12 protein-coding genes and 1 tRNA gene are annotated in these 17,376 nt (G+C 43.9%); 3 read left to right on the top strand and 10 right to left on the bottom strand.

Annotation, left to right across the window (positions count from 1 at the left end; genetic code table 11):
• Positions 1 to 207 precede the first annotated feature (207 nt).
• From ACG2F4_RS13385 to ACG2F4_RS13350, 8 genes are all read right to left on the bottom strand, one after another.
• The gene (locus ACG2F4_RS13385) at positions 208 to 978 is read right to left on the bottom strand and encodes a M48 family metallopeptidase (RefSeq protein WP_395261383.1); all 771 of its coding nucleotides are present in this window, start codon (positions 976 to 978) and stop codon (positions 208 to 210) included.
• The gene (locus ACG2F4_RS13380; protein WP_395261382.1) at positions 917 to 4,123 is read right to left on the bottom strand and encodes a type I restriction endonuclease subunit R; all 3,207 of its coding nucleotides are present in this window, start codon (positions 4,121 to 4,123) and stop codon (positions 917 to 919) included. Before ACG2F4_RS13380 ends, ACG2F4_RS13385 begins: the two co-directional genes overlap by 62 nt.
• Before the next feature lie 132 nt (positions 4,124 to 4,255).
• Positions 4,256 to 5,398: a Fic family protein gene (locus tag ACG2F4_RS13375; RefSeq protein WP_395261381.1), complete on the bottom strand. Its 1,143-nt coding sequence runs from the start codon at positions 5,396 to 5,398 to the stop codon at positions 4,256 to 4,258.
• Positions 5,399 to 5,417: 19 nt separating this feature from the next.
• Positions 5,418 to 6,734 (bottom strand): hypothetical protein, encoded by a 1,317-nt coding sequence (locus ACG2F4_RS13370; protein WP_395261380.1) that lies wholly within the window; start codon positions 6,732 to 6,734, stop codon positions 5,418 to 5,420.
• Entirely contained in the window at positions 6,731 to 7,264 is a 534-nt protein-coding gene (locus tag ACG2F4_RS13365; RefSeq protein ID WP_395261379.1) for a Pycsar system effector family protein, read from the bottom strand. Before ACG2F4_RS13365 ends, ACG2F4_RS13370 begins: the two co-directional genes overlap by 4 nt.
• Positions 7,248 to 8,429, bottom strand: a complete 1,182-nt coding sequence (locus ACG2F4_RS13360; protein WP_395261378.1) for a restriction endonuclease subunit S — start codon at positions 8,427 to 8,429, stop codon at positions 7,248 to 7,250. Before ACG2F4_RS13360 ends, ACG2F4_RS13365 begins: the two co-directional genes overlap by 17 nt.
• Positions 8,430 to 8,431: 2 nt before the next feature.
• Positions 8,432 to 9,928, bottom strand: a complete 1,497-nt coding sequence (locus ACG2F4_RS13355) for a type I restriction-modification system subunit M (protein ID WP_395261377.1) — start codon at positions 9,926 to 9,928, stop codon at positions 8,432 to 8,434.
• A 17-nt stretch (positions 9,929 to 9,945) separates the two neighbouring features.
• Complete coding sequence (locus ACG2F4_RS13350) at positions 9,946 to 10,530, bottom strand: restriction endonuclease subunit S (RefSeq protein WP_395261376.1); 585 nt, start codon at positions 10,528 to 10,530, stop codon at positions 9,946 to 9,948.
• Between the two features lie 95 nt (positions 10,531 to 10,625).
• Between ACG2F4_RS13350 and ACG2F4_RS13345 the strand changes: the two genes are divergently transcribed.
• A complete protein-coding gene (locus tag ACG2F4_RS13345; RefSeq protein ID WP_395261375.1) occupies positions 10,626 to 11,576 on the top strand; it encodes a hypothetical protein in 951 nt (316 codons plus the stop codon).
• A gap of 88 nt (positions 11,577 to 11,664) precedes the next feature.
• Here ACG2F4_RS13345 and ACG2F4_RS13340 read toward each other — a convergent pair.
• A tRNA-Arg gene (locus ACG2F4_RS13340) sits at positions 11,665 to 11,737 on the bottom strand.
• A gap of 176 nt (positions 11,738 to 11,913) precedes the next feature.
• On the opposite strand from ACG2F4_RS13340, the gene ACG2F4_RS13335 reads away from it, so the two are divergent.
• Positions 11,914 to 12,945, top strand: a complete 1,032-nt coding sequence (locus tag ACG2F4_RS13335) for an SMP-30/gluconolactonase/LRE family protein (RefSeq protein ID WP_395261374.1) — start codon at positions 11,914 to 11,916, stop codon at positions 12,943 to 12,945.
• Positions 12,946 to 13,609: 664 nt separating this feature from the next.
• On the opposite strand, the gene ACG2F4_RS13330 is transcribed toward ACG2F4_RS13335, so the two are convergent.
• Positions 13,610 to 14,650 (bottom strand): zinc-dependent alcohol dehydrogenase family protein, encoded by a 1,041-nt coding sequence (locus ACG2F4_RS13330; protein ID WP_395261373.1) that lies wholly within the window; start codon positions 14,648 to 14,650, stop codon positions 13,610 to 13,612.
• A 674-nt stretch (positions 14,651 to 15,324) separates the two neighbouring features.
• Here ACG2F4_RS13330 and ACG2F4_RS13325 point away from each other — a divergent pair.
• A complete protein-coding gene (locus ACG2F4_RS13325) occupies positions 15,325 to 17,334 on the top strand; it encodes a cation:proton antiporter (RefSeq protein WP_395261372.1) in 2,010 nt (669 codons plus the stop codon).
• Positions 17,335 to 17,376 lie beyond the last annotated feature (42 nt).

The following is a 17,376-nucleotide window of genomic DNA, read 5'->3' as shown; positions in this document are numbered from 1 at the left end:
AAAAGTAATAATCCAGCCAGATCAATCTGAGTGGACATTCTTAATTTTTAAAGAAGAGTATACGGGGGGGAGGGGGGAATGATTAAAAAAGTTTAAAAACTTATTTTTAAAGACAATTTTAAACCTTTTTTGCTGGATATATTCCCGAAAAAAGCCCCTAAAACCCTTTTTAAAAGATAATTTCGAAATCGATTTGGATTTTAAAAATTAGCTAAACCTTTCCAATTTATGCTTCCGTTTCTGCCAATCGGGGAGCACCGTATTTAACAGTTGATAAAACCTCTTGTCGTGATGGGGATATTTCGTATGACAAAGTTCGTGAACGATCACATAATCGATGCAGTAGGTAGGGTGTTTAACAAGATCGGGGTTTAATAAGACTTTGCCAGAGGCGGTATAACTGCCCCAGCGCTTGTCCATCTTATAAAGCTGTAGCTCTGGGGTTGGAATGTCATATTTTTGCAGGTTTTGAAGGCACAGATCGAAGCGTTCGTTAAATTTTTTGGTAGCATGGTCCCGGTACCACCGGTCCAGGAGCTCTTTTGTATGAAGGTTGTCCTCCTTGCTGCGGGTCCTGATGCGGAGAAATTGCCCTTTTAGTTTAACAGTTTCCTTCTCACCATTCTCAATTTGTATAACTTTAAGGCGATACTGGCGCCCTAAATACCGGTGTGTTTCCCCACTAATGTATTCAAATTCATCCTTGGTCTGTTCAAACCTTCCAAAATATCTTTTCTGTTTAACGATCCATCGGGCTCGCTTTCGGACCTTTTCTTCAATATCGTTTAACGATGCATCATCAGGAGCCGTAACCCATACTGCTTGATCAGGATATACGGCAATCTCTAACGTTTCGCGATCAGAGTAGGTAAGATTAAAGGCAATCTCGCTGGTGCCATACGAAATCGTATGACGATTAGTTTGAACTACGGGATTGCTTCTGTTTGATAAGGGTTTCTGCAATGCGTTCGATGACATCAAAGTCACGGTTTAGGTCAAGTTCGCGGAAAAATTCAATCATATAGTCCTCAATGGCGATAAACATCTCATCCTTGATATCTGGATTGGTTGTCCAGTCAACGATAGCCAATTCGTCTAACTTTTCATCCAGATCAAGCCCCGCCTCAATATACATTTGTTTGAGTTTCCGGGGTTGTATGTTTCCATTACTATTTTTCAGTTTGGCATTTGTTATATAGCTGTCAAACTCATCCTTCACTGTGTTATAAAAAGAACGCGCCTGTGGTTTATCTCTGAGTTTTGAAGGGGTATTACCCATGGTTCCTTCCTGGACACCCTTTTTAATCTCCTTCATCTTTTCCAGGTACTCTTTCTCCGAAATGCGCTCATCCAGGAACTTCTGAATCGTCTCATGTATCATATCTGAGAATTTACGATACAGGGCCGGATCTTCATCCATTTTCTCCGTAATCACCTTCTTGGTGTTGCTGGCAATCCGGTCAGCTTTGGAAGCGTCTGTTTTCTGTTCTTTATCCAGCTGTTCATCAGAAAAGTCTTTGCTGAAAATATTAACCGGCTCAATGATCTGCTCGATGCCTTCGGTCCCCACGTAAGAGTCTAACAATTTCTGGACGCGGTCTTCATACTCACGGTGATCGATAGATTCGGAATAACGAAGACGCACAGACCGCCGTAAATCCTCGAAAAACTTTAGATCTTGTTTGTACTTATTTATAGTCTCCTCGTCGATATGATCAAATAATCGATTGGCAGAAAAGGCCGCCTGCAGGGTTCGCGCAAAGTTAGATAACTTCTCATAAAAGGTATCTCGTCGATCTTGGGGGCGTAAAAATTGTTCTAAGGCCTCTTTGTCATCTGTGTTTTCACACTCTTTAAACACACCCCACAGTTCGCTATACAATTGGGGCAATTTATCAATAATGTCTTGTATAGGGGTTACAGCTCCCTGCAAGTCTTCCTGCTCAAAGCTGTCTAACGCCTGATAAGTATTTAATGCATCATTTAAGGTGCCGAGTATTCCTCTGTAATCAAGGACATACCCAAAATCTTTACCCTCAAACAAACGATTAACCCGTGCAATGGCCTGCAATAGATTGTGCTCTTCGAGATACCGCGCCATGTATAATACCGTATTGCGTGGGGCATCAAAGCCGGTGAGCAGCTTATACACCACAATTAGCAGCTCAACCTCCTCACCATCCGATTTGAAGAGGTTAACAAGGCTTTTCTCATAGTCATCCTTATTTTGAAAACGATCCATCATATTTTGCCAGAAGACTTGCACCTCGTCATTCGGATCGTCATAAATATCATCATTGCCGACTCGGGTATCGGGTGGAGATATTACCAACTCGGCATTAATTTGCCCACGCTCTTTAAAGTATCGATAGTATTTAACAGCGGTCCTTCGATCAGGTACCGCCAGTTGTGCTTTATATTTTGTACCCTGATATAGTTTTTGATAATGCTGGGTAATGTCATTGGCTATTTCTTCAATAACATGCTGGGCGGTTAGCAGTTTATTTAAGGTAGAAAAACGGTTTTTATACTCCACCTTTTGCTCGTTAGTCATGCCCTCCATATCCCTTTCAAAACCCCGGTCGAGTTTCTCTTTCCAGGTATCGAGGATAGCTGCCCTCCCTTCATAAATTATAGGTACCACAGCTCCATCTTCCACCGCCTGATCCATGGTGTAGGAATCAATGATGCCGCCAAACTTACGAGCAGTATTCTTCTCGTTTTTAGTCAGTGGCGTGCCGGTGAAGCCGATGTAGCAAGCATTGGGCAATACTTTTTTCATCTTGGCGTGCATCAGCCCGTATTGGGTACGGTGGGACTCATCGACCAAGACAAAGATATTCTTGGACTCGTTTTTGAACGTCCTCTGGTTTAATGCAGCATCAAACTTGTTGATGATCGTGGAGATATTCTGCTTGCCCCGATCCTCTACAAGTTTGCCCAGATGTTTGCCAGTTTTGGCCCGGGTAATCTCTTTCCCACAGCTTTTAAAGGTATTGGTAAGCTGTTCGTCCAGGTCCGTACGGTCGGTAACCAGGATAATGCGATGATTATCCAGGTCATCTGCCAGCGTCAGGTTCTTGGACATCATGATCATGGTGATGGACTTACCGCTGCCCTGGGTATGCCAGATAACCCCACCTTCACGCCGACCTTCGTCATCCTTTTGACGAATACGACTCATCATCCGCTTGACCCCAAAATACTGCTGATACCGGGCGACCTTCCGTACGTTATTGTCAAATACCGTAAACTTACGTGTGAGCTCTAATAGCCTTTCTGGGCGGCAAAGATTGTACAGGTTCTTGTCCTGTAGGGTGGGCTCACGGGGATCTTCGGTTTCTTTTGGATCTGTTTCGTAATGCTTTTGCAGCCTGTTTTTCCAATTCTCTTTATCATCTGGTTTGCTGGTCAGGCCCTTGACCTTTTCTACCTCCTCATCTTCTTCACGCCAGATGGACCAGAACGGTTTGGATGTCCCTGTGGCTGCATAGGAAAGCTCATTCACGCTGGTGGCCACAAGCAGCTGAGTATAATGGAAAAAGGCGGGCACTTCTTCCGGCTTTTGATTGCGTATATGCTGTGAAATAGCATCACTCACAGCATCTTTTTTATCTCTTCGCTTGCATTCAATAGCACAAAAGGGAATACCGTTAACAAACAATACAATGTCTATACGACGAGTTTTATGTTTGCCTTTGATTTCAAACTCATCAGTCACATGATAGACGTTATTCTCAGGATTTTCCCAGTCGACATATTTAAATGGGAAGCTCTTTTTGTCTCCCTGAATGATTTGTTCATAGCTCTTGCCCAGGGTCAGCAGATCGTAAATCGCTTCATTGGTATTGACCAGTCCCTCGTCCAAAACCTGCTGCAAGTCCCGGCTTGCTCTTTCAAAGGTGTTATCCGGGAAATCGTAGGTTTCCCCCTTGTATTCAATCTCATTCAGTTCTCTCAACTGGTCAACCAAGACCTCTTCCAACACAAACTTCGAAAGTAGTCCATCACGCAGTTCTAAGGCTTGCTCCGGTGACAGATAGTTGTATCCCATGGCCTGCAACATACGCAGCGCCGGTATCTGGGAATCAGCATCTTCTAAATATGAGGGAGAATGTGCCATAACATGGTTTCAAATTGGATCCGAATCTTAACTACAATTTTTCTTAGTTAAATATCACGGCTAAAATTTTATTATAAATTTTCTTAGTTAAATATTTTGCAAAAATCTTAACTATAAATATCTATAGTTAAATTATTCGCGGAATATGTTATAGTATCGATCAAAAAAGAAGATGCGGTTGCGTTCATACCCCGTTGTTTCTTTCAGAAGTCCCAACTCCTCAAAATCATTGATCAGCCTATTGGCCGTTGGGGTTGACACGTCAAGGTATTCACTGACTTCATTAACATTTACAAAAGGCTGCTGAAATAGATAGTTAATCAACTTGTTGCCATTTTCAGCTCTTTGGCCAAGGCTGAGCAGCTTGCCGTTAATATCGTTTCGCAACTCCAGGATTTGATTAAAGGTCTGCTTCCCTTTCTCGGCAGTTTCAATGACGGCATTTAAGAAAAACTTTACCCAGTGCAGCATATTGTTGTTGGTCCGTACGTACATGAGCGCATCGTAGTAAGCTGCTTTGTTACGCTCAAAGAAATCCGACAGGTACAGGGTAGGCTTATTAAGCAAGCCGGTACTTACGAAATACAGTGTGATCATCAGGCGGCCTATTCGCCCATTGCCATCCAGAAAAGGGTGAATGGTTTCGAACTGGTAATGGGCAATGGCAATGCGAATCAGATGTGGTACGGAATCGTTGTATAAAATTTTTTCGAGGTCGCTCATCAGGTCCGGCACTTCGTTTTGATGAGGCGGAATATAGATAGCATCGTTTAGGCTGCTGCCCCCGATCCAGTTTTGGCTGTCCCTGAACTGGCCGGGTAGTTTGTGTTCTCCGCGAACCCCTTGCATCAAAGTTGCATGTGTATTGCGAAGCAGACGGGTAGATAGTGGCAGCTCCTCCAATTCTTCGATGGCGGTGTTCATGGCCTCTACGTAGTTTTGGACCTCCTGCCAATCGTCACGTTTTTGCGGGGCCACATCTTCTTCTTTGAGCAGGGCCTCATCCATATTGGTTTGCGTGCCCTCAATACGGCTGGAGGTGTTGGCCTCTTTTACCACGTGCATGCGGATGAACGTATCCACATCCGGTACAATCAATGAGAAGGCATTCAGTTCTCCGAGCTTTCGGGTCGCCGTCTCCAGCATGGTATTGACCTTTGCATCATCCCAGGTCCAGGTGTGATTAATCGGATTGGGAGAAAAGCTTTCGTACTCGTATTGCTCTTTGAAGGTGCCAGAGTCAAAACTTTCGAGTTTTGTGGGATCGGTGGCCATGAATAAAGATTATTAATTACTATTGAACAAATATTGGAAAAGACAATGTCTTAGTAGGGGAATGGGGGCCAGCGGATAATTTACATTTAGCTTGATGATGTCCAAGATATTTTGCTGATGTTTTGCAAAACAATTTGTTATCAAAATTCCCACCAAAATCATGTTCTAATTGTTCTGCGTCCTCAGCCTCGGTTCCTGTGTTATGGGCCTCCCACTTTATACTTTTGAATTCTTGTTTCCTAAGAGATCTATCATATTTTTCTGCATAAATTGTGTATTTAATATTAGTCTCTTTCGGAAGAGAGTATAAATTTTGATAATAGTTTTCCTGATAACTTTCATCTTTAGATATAGAACATTTCAAACGATAGTCAGGCTTATCAAAGATGATTTTCCCTTCTGCATAATCTTTCTCTAAGAAATCAAAAGTCTGTAGGTATTTTTGCCAATCAAACTCATACTGATTATAGTTAATATCCCCACCTCGAAATACATAGTAGTCAATATCATCACTACCAGACTTAGTAATATAATCCCAAAAATTATCTGCCAGGTCTAGCTTCGAAACTATATTATCACCTAACATGATGCTATTTGGTGCAGCATTCGCTTGAAGCTTAGCCGCCAAATCCGTGTGAAGACTGGTAGTAGTTAATTCGCTACATCCTGGAATGCCATAATGGGACCAGAGAACATCTTCAGCAGGTCCATAATCCACACCAGTACGCACTTTAAGAGGATCGATACCTTGGTCTTCAAATATTTCAGCTAGCAAGCTTTGAATAAAAAAAGTGATTAATGAACTTGCATTAAGAGCATTTATGATATCGTTGTTGGGATGTCCTTCCCTTCTCACAAACTGCAAAAAGATACCATCACCTTGTAAACGGTGTACATGGCCGCCAAAAAAATGTGCGAGATATATACATAACGTAAGAACATTATCTTTTATAAATCTTATTTCTTCAAGATTATACTTCTTTATAAGGTTAGTTGAGCCTTTGATATCGATGAAAACTGAAACACAATGATGATGTATCTGCTCACTGTGATCTATATTTTCGAAATCGGGGTGGGGGCCAATTGTTATAGTTGGAAGTGAATTTGGATTATGACCAAACAGTTCTTCCAGTCTTTTAAAATCTAGGGTTGCTACCTGTTTCGGCCCATCAATCTCTTTAGGGATATTTTGTGCCTCTTTTAATGTTGTAAAAGTGCCGGACTCAAAAAGAGAGTTGTAATTACGGTATTCATTTAACTCATCTTTGTACCCCTCTTGCTTATTAATAACTCTTGATAATGGATCGGTATAATCCTGGAAAATATTCTCACTCATGACAAGCTGATTAGTTTAATGATTAATACTAATATGACAGTAACCCCTGTGGCATATAAAGCATGTGTTGCGTGTTTTAGTTTTTTAAATTTTTTGCTCAACCCTTGTGCTAACAAATATGCCTGATTCGCTAAGTCTGTGTTTATATCGTATTCATCTTTTGAAAGAGCCTCCTTGTATTGTTTTGCACTTTGATAGTCTGCAACTTCTTCAAAGAAGATTAAGGAGTGATCTTTTATACCATTTTCTTTTCCTATCTCTAGATAGGGCATAACAGAAGAAGTAAGTTTAAAGAGTATAAAAAAACACAGTGCTAAAGTTACCGAAATAAGCCCGTACTGTATATAAAGCCAACACTTAATACTTATACTGTTTGTCAAATACTCTACCTTATAAATGAATGCCGTTATGATAAATGTAGCTAGTCCGGTGTAAAATCGTGCCTTGAAGTTTATACCACTGTAATAAGAATCATATCTGTTAATAATGAATTTCAATGAGTCTGAATGTGATTTAAGGTCTTGTGCCATTTGTAACCCTAGTTTTGCCAGTTAATAATTGTTGCATAAGCCCTTTTTTCTGTTTTTTTACTGCGTCCAGTTCTTCCTCAAGTAACTCAATCTCTTTTTTAGCTTTATTCAGAACTTTTGCAATCTTTTTTTGCTCTTCGATTTGAGGAACTTTAAACCTGATTTTAAAGAAGTCTTTAATACTTACATTTAAAAGACCATGGTTTCTGGCTCCTTCACGAGCAATTTTATATATATCATGATCTAATCCACCATTTTCAAAAAAGTGGGTCATAAAGTCGCTATCCAGTTTAGGAGAATCAATTCTAAAGCAGATATATAGAGGGGATAATACTCCTTTCTCATACTCCTCGAGGCGCTTTATTGCACCGAGAGGATAGCCGTCTGAATAGCTCTTATTGTAAGCGAGGTCCCCTTCTTGAAGTACTATGTACCTTGACAGATCTTTACTTGCTACCGATTTGTCATAGTAATCGGTCTGACTTACTAGCCCATCTTGCGCTGAAATCGTCAGGACATTTGTAACCTCTTCATCTTCATTCTTCTGGGTTACTCTTTGAAATACTTTGCCAAGTTCTACTTCTTGCCACGATTCGTCCTCAAACTCTGGGAAACGCTTCTTCCCAGACAACAACTGCTGCATCAGGCCTTTTTTGTAGCGCTTTTTGGTTTTGATGAGCTTTTTGAGTTTTTGAATACCTCTTTGCCATTCATTTATTATTTCAACTATTTGTTTTCTTTCTTCCTTAGGCGGAATCTTGATTACAAAGTTTGTTACTTCATCTCTTGAAATGCCTGGTATAAGACCTCGTGCATACCTTTCAAAATATTCTCTATTGTTTTGTAAATAGTAGAATAGAAATTCTGTTTCAATTTTTTTTGGTCTTAATGCCATTAATTGGCGGCTTATACAATATCTATCGTCAGAAAAGGCAAGTTTGCCAACACCAGATCCCTTTACCGTTAATAATATATCTCCCGGTTCTGCTACTGATTTTGGCTCTTCTGTAAATTTTGTCGCTTGGATCTGATTTCCAACAAAATCTGTAGGGCCTGTCAAATATTTTAAACCATTGCCAGCCTTGTTACACTTTGCACTTTTGATGTGTCTTCCTGATACCAGTTTGATGACAGATCCTAAATCGGTTTTTCCCCAGTTATCCATAACTATAGGTCTAGCTCTTTAAGGTAAACATTCATTTTTTGCTGTACTTTCTGAAGTTCTTGCTCTAATACTTCAATTTCTCGCTGAACCTCAGTTACATCTACTTCCGACTCAGGTTCATAAGTATCAACATAACGAGGGATATTAAGATTGTAATCATTCTCTTTGATCTCATGAGGCTCCGCTACATATGAGAATTTTTCTTTCTCTTCAAAATCCTGAAAAGTCTTGACAATCTTTCCAATATCCTGTTCACGGAGCTTATTCTGTTTCGTGCCTTTCTCGAACTCCTCACTGGCATCAATGAAAAGTACATTCTCATGCTCTTTGCCTTTGTTAAAGATCATTATTGCTGCAGGAATGCCTGTTCCAAAGAAGAGATTCTCAGGTAGGCCAACGACCGCTTCCAGTAGGTTTTCCTGTATAAGTTGCTTGCGAATTTTTCCTTCTGAGCCACTGCGAAACAGCACGCCATGAGGTACGATAACGCCCACCTTACCAGTATCCTCATAGGCCACTTCAATCATGTGTTGGATAAAGGCATAGTCACCGCGACTCTTGGGCGGTACTCCACGATGGAATCGCTTGTACTGATCATCCTTGGCATCTTCCTTTCCCCACTTCTTCAAGCTAAAAGGTGGATTGGCGGTTACGATATCGAACTTCATCAGCTCGTCGCCTTCCGTAAGTTCCGGCCGTTGAATGGTATCGCACCACCGAATGTCAGCCGCATCCATGCCGTGCAGGAACATGTTCATCTTGCACAGTGCCCACGTGCTACCGTTACTTTCCTGTCCATAAATACGGAAGTCTCGATCTCCGACCTCTTCAGCAACTGTTATTGCCAACGAACCCGACCCAATCGCCGGATCACAGATGCGATCACCGGGCTGAGGATTCAGTAGCTTAGCCAACAGCTTGGAGACCTGGTTGGGCGTATAAAACTCCCCGCCTTTCTTTCCGGCATCAGAGGCAAAGCGTTCGATTAAGAACATATAGGCATTGCCAATAATATCTTCGGTACCAATAACTGAAGGCCGAAAGTTTAATTCCGGTTTATCAAAATCATTGATCAGGTTCTTCAGGCGACGATTGCGATCTTTGGTCTTGCCGAGGTTGGCTTCCGAGTTAAAGTCAACATTACGGAATACCCCTTCCAGCTTTTCGTAGTTGGCTTCCTCAATCTTCTGCAGGATCTTGTTTATTTGATCACCGATATCTTCATCGTTTTGGTGTCTGACCAGGTAGTCGAACGTACAGTCTTCCGGCAATTTAAAGCGCTCACGCTCCATGCGACGCTTAATGCGTTCTTCGTCATCCCCGTACTCCTCTTTATACTTCTCATAGTGATCTTTCCAGATGTCACTCAAGTATTTCAGAAATAGAAATACAAGGATGTAGTTTTTGTACTCCGCGGGATCGACCACACCGCGAAAGGTATCGCATGCCGACCAGAGCGCTTGGTTAATTTCCTGTTGCGTAGGTTTACTGTTGCTCATGTAATAGCTAGTCTTAGTTAATTATTGGATTTCCATTTGTCGGCTTGTTGCTGAAGCATGGTGTCAACAAGCTGTTCCTTTTTAGATGCAATTTGTTGGTGTAAGTAGATTTCTCTTCGCTTTAAACGATCGAGTTCAATTAATTTCACTTGTCGTTCAATGGGTGGAGGATCGATGTCTAGTCCCTCCAGTGCCCTTATGGAAAGGTTAGGAATATTGGTCCCCGCAGCCACGGCTTGAAAAAAATGTTGCGTTCGGTTCGAATTTAGAAACCAGGCCAAGTATTCCGGAAGGATTTTAGAAGTTTTCACCTTCATTACCAAGAAGCTATTAACAGCAACAACCTTTCCCAATCCAGGTGGTACAATAAACGCATTGATGTTATAGCCCTTGCTGATCATGATCACATCACCTGGTTCCAGAAAATAACGATCCTTTCGCGGCTCAAAACCACTGATCGATTGTAACCCCTCCGGAATGATGCCGCGATATTTGTCAACATCGCTCATCTGGATTACCTTGGTTTCTCCCTCGGGGTCATGGTTAATCTTTGACCGAAAGGAGTATCCCGTTGATATGTTGACTATTTCTGTTAACTTCATTTTAAAATAATTAATACTCGAAAGCTTTTCTGTAATAAAATTAATAAGAATGAAAGTTTAATCAAATTATTAACACAATAAGCTTTTACTGTAGAATGAGAATATTCATTGATGCTAATATCATACTTATAGGTGCCTTAGCTCCCAATAGTGCCGCACGAAGTTTAATTTGGTTATCTTTTTATCACCAATTTGTATTTACTGAGCAAATAGAGAGAGAAGTACATAATAAAATTGATGAATATACTATTCCTGGCAAAATAAGGACCAAAGCAAAACAAGAAATTCAAAATTTCTTGAAGGGTCTTGAAGCGCTTTCTATTCCTCCCGGTGATCCAAGAAATGCGGATTCAGTTTCTAATCCTTACGATAAAGCCCATTACTCAGCTGCTAAAGAAAGTGGTTGTGATTGTATTTGTACATACGACTTCACTGACTTCTCTGAACTAGACCTCCCTATAACTACGCCTGCAAACTTGATACAAGAATATGCCGTTGAAACTAAAAGTTCAGACTTAAGTTTATTTTTTGACTATATAGGTTTAGAGGAAGAAGGTACAGTCCTTTTTATTGGACAAATAATCCATCCTACAGGGATTGGCAAAATACTTACCGCAAGAGGCTTTAGAATTGAACCTGACGAGAATGGCTATATCGTGATAAAAGGTACTGATGCCATCAAATCAAATCCAAAAGCTAAACCTGAAGCAAATATCCAGATTGGTTTATCAATACGGTATAAAAATAATTTTATAGAAATTGAAGAATGGCGATCTAAGACTGAAGAATGGGATAATCCCACCGACTTTTCTAAAAGATATCTAACTACAGGTAAAGCTAAATTTCACAACCCGATCAGATCACTAATAAGTGGAGACAAAGGTTTTAATGGCTTTGTAAAACATTTTGGAGTACACCCTTGGTACCACAAAGACAAGTCCATTAGAAACTCACTTACTCAATTATCTTTGAGGCCTCATCGAGAAATCTGGTCAGTAAAACAACTTATTCAACTATTTAAAAGTAGTTTTAATGGAAAAAGATAAAACTACAATTGTTGGCCATATGTTGGACAAGCTATTTTAACGAAATAGCTAAATGGTTGATATACAATACTTTAGGTGATTATTGTAGTACCCCCACCAGGACTCGAACCTGGATTTAGGGCTTAGGAGGCCCTCGTTCTTTCCAGTTGAACTATGGGGATAAAACTCACACCGGAATTTATCAGCCTCAAACGATAAGCATCCCTGCCCCTTAAATTCAAGTCTAATTTTAAGCACTATCAATATTCTGTGAATTTTCTATATTTCCGTATGCCTCTTACCCTATAATTAACAACGTTTTAATGTCTTGATCATGTCTTTTTTAAACAGTCAATATATGTCACATACTGCTGTCTTGTTGACCTTTCTTGCTGTGTTGAGCTTTATATTTGCGGCATGTGGAAGCCGGGAAACAACTACCAGGGATGCAACCCAGAAAACTCCAGGTGACGTAGAGGTGGTGGACTCAACTGTCACCGATCTAATCGATCCGCAAGCCACGCTGCAGGAGCTGGGCAGCGGGTACGAATGGTCCGAAGGACCCGTGTGGGTGGAAGAGCATGGGTTCCTTCTTTTTTCCGACATCCCCAACAACGTCATCCACAAGTGGACGCCCGGCCAGGGTGTCACGGAGTACCTGAAGCCGGCCGGCTATACTGGTGAAACGGAACGCGGCGGCGAGCTTGGATCCAATGGACTTTATATCAGCAACGACGAGCACCTGCTGCTGGCACAGCACGGCGACCGCCGCATCGCCCGTATGGATGCTCCGCTGCAGGACCCCGCACCGATATTTACCACGCTGGCCGACAGCTACAACGGAAAAAGGCTAAATAGCCCCAACGACCTGGTGCAGCACAGCAACGGCGACATCTACTTTACCGATCCGCCATACGGGCTGGAGCAGCGGATGGAAGATCCCGCCAAAGAGCTTGATTTCCAGGGCGTATACCGGGTTACCCCTGAGGGAGACATCACCCTGCTGACCGATGAATTGAGTCGACCCAACGGCATTGAACTTTCTCCGGATGAAAAGACGCTGTATGTGGCTAACTCAAGCATGGAGAACCCCGTATGGATGGCCTTTGATGTAACGGACGAAGGCACTATCACCAACGGCCGCGTGTTCCATGATGCCAGTGCATTTGCCGGCAAGGAGCCGGGCAGCCAGGACGGCATGGATATCGATGAAGATGGGAACATCTACGCCACGGGCCCGGGCGGAGTATGGATTTTTGCCCCGGACGGGAGTCTGCTCGGCAAAATAAAGACCAACAAGCCCACCGCCAATTGCACCATCGGCGGACCTGATGGCAAGACACTCTTCATAACGGCGGATGACCAGCTGCTGAGCATCCCGCTTCGGTAGATTGGTTACTGGTGTCTTTGTTTCTCAGTTTGAAAGGTAAAATCCCAGAAAGCTGAGCAAGTCGCTGGAAATTCAATCTTCCGCAGGGTCTCGATTGAGGGTTAACTACAAAAAACTCATACGCCAATTGCCAAATCAAATACCTGCTGTTCATCCCGTACTGCTCGCGGCCAGAGATCATGCCTGTTTTCCCCGGCATAAAAAAACCGGGGCAAATGGTTCTGTGCCGGCTAATACCCTTTTTAAGAGGACTTTGAAAAACCAGGAGTTTTGTTCAAAATCAACCCCTGAGCGAATTCGAAATCCAATTCCTGTTCTATAAATGAGGATTTCGAATCACGAAGATGCAGAAATTGGGCAAAACAGCGGTTTTGCAAATGCCTCTGGTATATACCCGCGCTATGAAGGTGGGTGCAGTCTTGACCCTAATGCAGTAGCAGCAGCTGTAAATGCAGATTTTTTGGATATGCAGAGCACCTGGACATAAAGCCCGCCGGTACACTCCGACAGGCTTTATTACTTATTTCCGTTTTGTTGGAAGGTGGTTGTATCACCGACCGTATTGCCCTTTAAAAGGGAGTGCAATTTCCTCAGAACGAAGAAATGATAGTTTTACAAGCCCCCATATAGTGAGAAAGCTAAATCTCCCGCTACTGAATAATGGTTATTCATTCTCGAGAATAATCTTTAGAGCTTTTTCTTCGGCCGCGTTGCCGAAGGTGTCATATGCCTCCATGATATCGTCGAGTTTAAAGTGGTGGGTGATAAGTTGTTCAGGTTCGAGCTTCCCAGAATCAAGAGTTTTCATCAACATCGGGATGGTGTAGGTATCAACCAGTCCGGTAGTCATGGTGATGTTATGAACCCACAGCTTTTCCAGTTTCAGATCTACACTTTGGCCGTGAACACCTACGTTGGCAATATGACCGCCTGCTTTTACGATTTCCTGACAGATGTCAAAAGTTGCCGGAATACCCACTGCTTCAATCGAAACGTCAACGCCTTTGCCATCGGTTAACTCCATGATCTTGTCAATGGCGGTGCCATCGCTGCTGTTAACTGTTTTCGTGGCCCCAAATTCTTTGGAAGCCTCCAGTCGGTTATCATCCAGATCTACCATAATAATTTCCGCCGGGGAATAGAATTGAGCCGTCAGCAGGGCGGCCAGTCCAATGGGACCTGCTCCCACAATGGCAACCACATCGCCAGGTTTGACCTTGCCGTTGAGTACACCAACCTCAAAACCGGTCGGTAAAATATCACTTAACATCACCAGTGCTTCCTCGTCAGCTCCTTCCGGGATATGGTACAGGCTGGTATCAGCATAGGGGATACGTACGTATTCGGCCTGCGTACCGTCGATAGTATTACCGAGAATCCATCCCCCATTTTCGCAGTGTGAATACATCTGCTTTTTACAATTATCGCACTTGCCGCAGGCAGTTATACAGCTTATCAGAACGGGATCTCCTTTTTCAAAGTTGGAGACGCCTTTGCCAACCTCTTCAATGATGCCTACACCCTCATGACCAAGTGTACGTCCGTCAGTGACGGTAGGCACGTCTCCCTTCATAATGTGGAGATCGGTTCCGCAGATTGTTGTTTTTGTTATTTTGACGACCGCGTCAGTCGTATCTTGAATTTTTGGCTTTGGTTTTTCTTCGTATGCCCGATCGCCGGGACCGTGATAGACAAGTGCCTTCATAACAGACCTCTCATGTATTTTAGTTGGAACACATCTGCACAATGTATTTGCGGGATGTTGTTATTGCTTATACAGTGAGAAAGGATGCAATTTCTGTACCACAAATAGCCTCTTGAATTAACGCCGTTTGCAGCCGATAAACGATATATTTGGGAAAGAAATCCAGCTGTGTCGAATACCTGTTGCAACGGTGCAATAGCAGGGATGGATGAGATTCGCAGAAATGCAAAAGGATCTATAAGAGGGCTTTGCAAAACATTTGAATTCTCGTTCTGAGGGAGTTGTACTCCGTTTAAAAGGGCAATACGGTCGGTGGTACAACCACCTCCCAACAACATAGCAGGTTCTGCAAAGGGCCCTATGAATAAAAAAGGGTCCAGTTGACCGACCCCAGGCCGTGTGCGTGTACGTTGCACTTGTCCTGCCCGAAAAATGGAATTGCGGTAGTGCAGCTTCTACAGGGAGTAGCTTGTTACAAAACAGACATTTTCAGTTTTGCTTTGAATGGTAACTGGAGTATGTTTGATACTCCTTTTTACCTCAATTTTTTAAGCTATTTTCAGTCATCTGTACACTGGAAGTACCGGGTACTCATCCGGCGGGTGATGCGATGATGGTCGTCATTGTTAAAACACCACACAGCAACACTTATATTCAGTAAATCTTAGAATTACATGGTTTTAGCGGTAGAACTTCCCTTTTTGAATGAACTGGTGGCCCTGTTTTTGGTGAGTGTGGGTATTGCCTACCTGTGTTACCGGCTAAAGCTGGTTCCCATTGTGGGCTTCCTGATTGCCGGTGTCATCATTGGTCCCAACGCCCTGGCGCTGGTCCCCGACCAGGAACTTGTGGATATCCTGGCGGAAATCGGCGTCATCCTGTTGCTGTTTACGATCGGTATCGAATTTAGTCTGGAAAAGCTGAATCGAATCCGAAAAGCGATATTGGTGGGCGGCGGCTTCCAGGTAACGTTAACCACCCTGGCGGTGGTGGGACTGCTTTCCGCCTTTGGCGTTTCATTGAGCAGCAGTATCTATACGGGGTTTCTCGTGGCGCTCAGCAGTACCGCTATTGTGCTGGGCCTGTTCAGCCAGCGCAATGAAACGGATACACCCACCGGACAGTTGTCGCTGGCGGTGCTCATCTTCCAGGACTTGGCTATCATTGTCATGGTGCTGCTGATTCCCATCCTGGCGGGGCAATCCGAATCCACGCTCGATCTGCTGTTGATACTCGGCAAGGCGGTGCTGCTAATTGTTCTGGTTATCGTGCTGGCCCGCCGTATCGTCCCCTGGATCCTGGAAAAAGTGGCCAAGACAAGAAAAAGAGAGCTTTTTCTGCTGACAGTGGTAGCGATCTGTTTTGGTACCGTGGCACTGAGCAGTATGGCGAATGTCAGTCTGGCGCTTGGAGCTTTTATGGCGGGGTTGGTCGTGAGTGAAAGCGAGTTCAGCGAGCAGGCATTAAGCGAAATTTTGCCACTGCGCACAATATTTAACGCCGTATTTTTTGTCTCTGTAGGCATGCTGCTGGATTTCAGCTACGTGCTGGAATATCCGTTGATATTGCTGGGAGTCGCCCTGTTTGTCATTTTGCTTAAGCTGGTAATCACTTCAGCCGGACTGCTTACCCTGGGCTATCCCATTCGCATTGCGGCGGCTTCGGGACTGGCTCTCGCACAAATCGGAGAGTTTTCGTTTGTACTGGAGCGAGCTGGGCGGCTGGCCGGTCTGACCCCCGCCGGGATGGGGGAGCCGGGGTCACAGATTTTTATCGCCGTTTCAGTTCTGCTGATGATCGTCACTCCTTTTCTGCTGAATGCGGGACCGGCACTGGGTACAACGCTTGCCCGCACCCCTCTGAAAAAGTTGAGCCAGGAATCGGACGGTTTGCAAGCGGATCAGAAAAAAGCACTGGAAGACCACGTGATTATCGTAGGATACGGTCCGGCCGGCCGCCACCTGGTACAGGTACTGCACAAAACGGGGATCCCCTATGTGGTTATTGAGATGAACCCGGAGTCGGTAAAGGAGATGAAGGCCAACAACATTCCCGCTATTTACGGGGATGCCGGTCGCGAGCATATTCTGGAACTGGCAGGTATCGCAACCGCCAAGCTGTGTGTTATTGCCACCAACGCCCCCTCTGCCAGTCCCCGCATCATAAGTTTGGCGCGGCACAACAATCCCACCCTGCAGATTATCGTTCGAACCCGGTACCTCAATGAGGTCGATCGGCTTGAAGAGCTGGGGGCCGACAATGTTATACCAGAGGAAATGGAAACCACCGTGCGGATATTTTCACACGTACTCGGCGCCTACATGATACCGCAGGACGAGATTGAAGAGCACATTCAGACGCTCAGAGCCCACGATTATGAAATTCTGAGGGGAAGTGTCCAGGAGGCACATCTGATGGTGTTGCAGGGCCTGGATGAAGAGGGTCTGCATACCCGTGCGGTGGTGGTTCGTGAGGGCGCGCCAGTGGCAGGGAAAACGCTGCAGGAATTACAGCTGCGCAACAGGTACAACCTGACCGTGCTGACGGTCCGCCGGAATGATAAAACATTTGGAAATCCCGCCGGCGACTTCCGGCTGGAACCGGGCGACCGCCTGATTATGGTGGGGCTGGCCAGCCGTTTTGCCGAATGCGCGGACCTGTTCCGCACACCGTTGGAATCCTGACTTTTTAACTTTTCGGGAAGCTTCTTTATAACATCGATATCA

It is taken from the genome of Halalkalibaculum sp. DA3122, assembly GCF_043951865.1.
In the GTDB taxonomy this organism is placed as follows: Bacteria; Bacteroidota; Rhodothermia; order Balneolales; family Balneolaceae; genus JAMQKA01.
This window is presented reverse-complemented; position numbering and strand designations above follow the sequence as displayed.

Bases quoted from the DNA above. Each gene is read 5' to 3' on its own strand.
- ACG2F4_RS13385 (WP_395261383.1), bottom strand. From the start codon at position 978: ATGTCATCGAACGCATTGCAGAAACCCTTATCAAACAGAAGCAATCCC.
- ACG2F4_RS13345 (WP_395261375.1), top strand. From the start codon at position 10,626: ATGAGAATATTCATTGATGCTAATATCATACTTATAGGTGCCTTAGCT.
- ACG2F4_RS13370 (WP_395261380.1), bottom strand. From the start codon at position 6,734: ATGAGTGAGAATATTTTCCAGGATTATACCGATCCATTATCAAGAGTT.
- ACG2F4_RS13365 (WP_395261379.1), bottom strand. From the start codon at position 7,264: ATGGCACAAGACCTTAAATCACATTCAGACTCATTGAAATTCATTATT.
- ACG2F4_RS13335 (WP_395261374.1), top strand. From the start codon at position 11,914: ATGTCACATACTGCTGTCTTGTTGACCTTTCTTGCTGTGTTGAGCTTT.
- ACG2F4_RS13355 (WP_395261377.1), bottom strand. From the start codon at position 9,928: ATGAGCAACAGTAAACCTACGCAACAGGAAATTAACCAAGCGCTCTGG.
- ACG2F4_RS13350 (WP_395261376.1), bottom strand. From the start codon at position 10,530: ATGAAGTTAACAGAAATAGTCAACATATCAACGGGATACTCCTTTCGG.
- ACG2F4_RS13380 (WP_395261382.1), bottom strand. From the start codon at position 4,123: ATGGCACATTCTCCCTCATATTTAGAAGATGCTGATTCCCAGATACCG.
- ACG2F4_RS13375 (WP_395261381.1), bottom strand. From the start codon at position 5,398: ATGGCCACCGATCCCACAAAACTCGAAAGTTTTGACTCTGGCACCTTC.
- ACG2F4_RS13330 (WP_395261373.1), bottom strand. From the start codon at position 14,650: ATGAAGGCACTTGTCTATCACGGTCCCGGCGATCGGGCATACGAAGAA.
- ACG2F4_RS13360 (WP_395261378.1), bottom strand. From the start codon at position 8,429: ATGGATAACTGGGGAAAAACCGATTTAGGATCTGTCATCAAACTGGTA.
- ACG2F4_RS13325 (WP_395261372.1), top strand. From the start codon at position 15,325: ATGGTTTTAGCGGTAGAACTTCCCTTTTTGAATGAACTGGTGGCCCTG.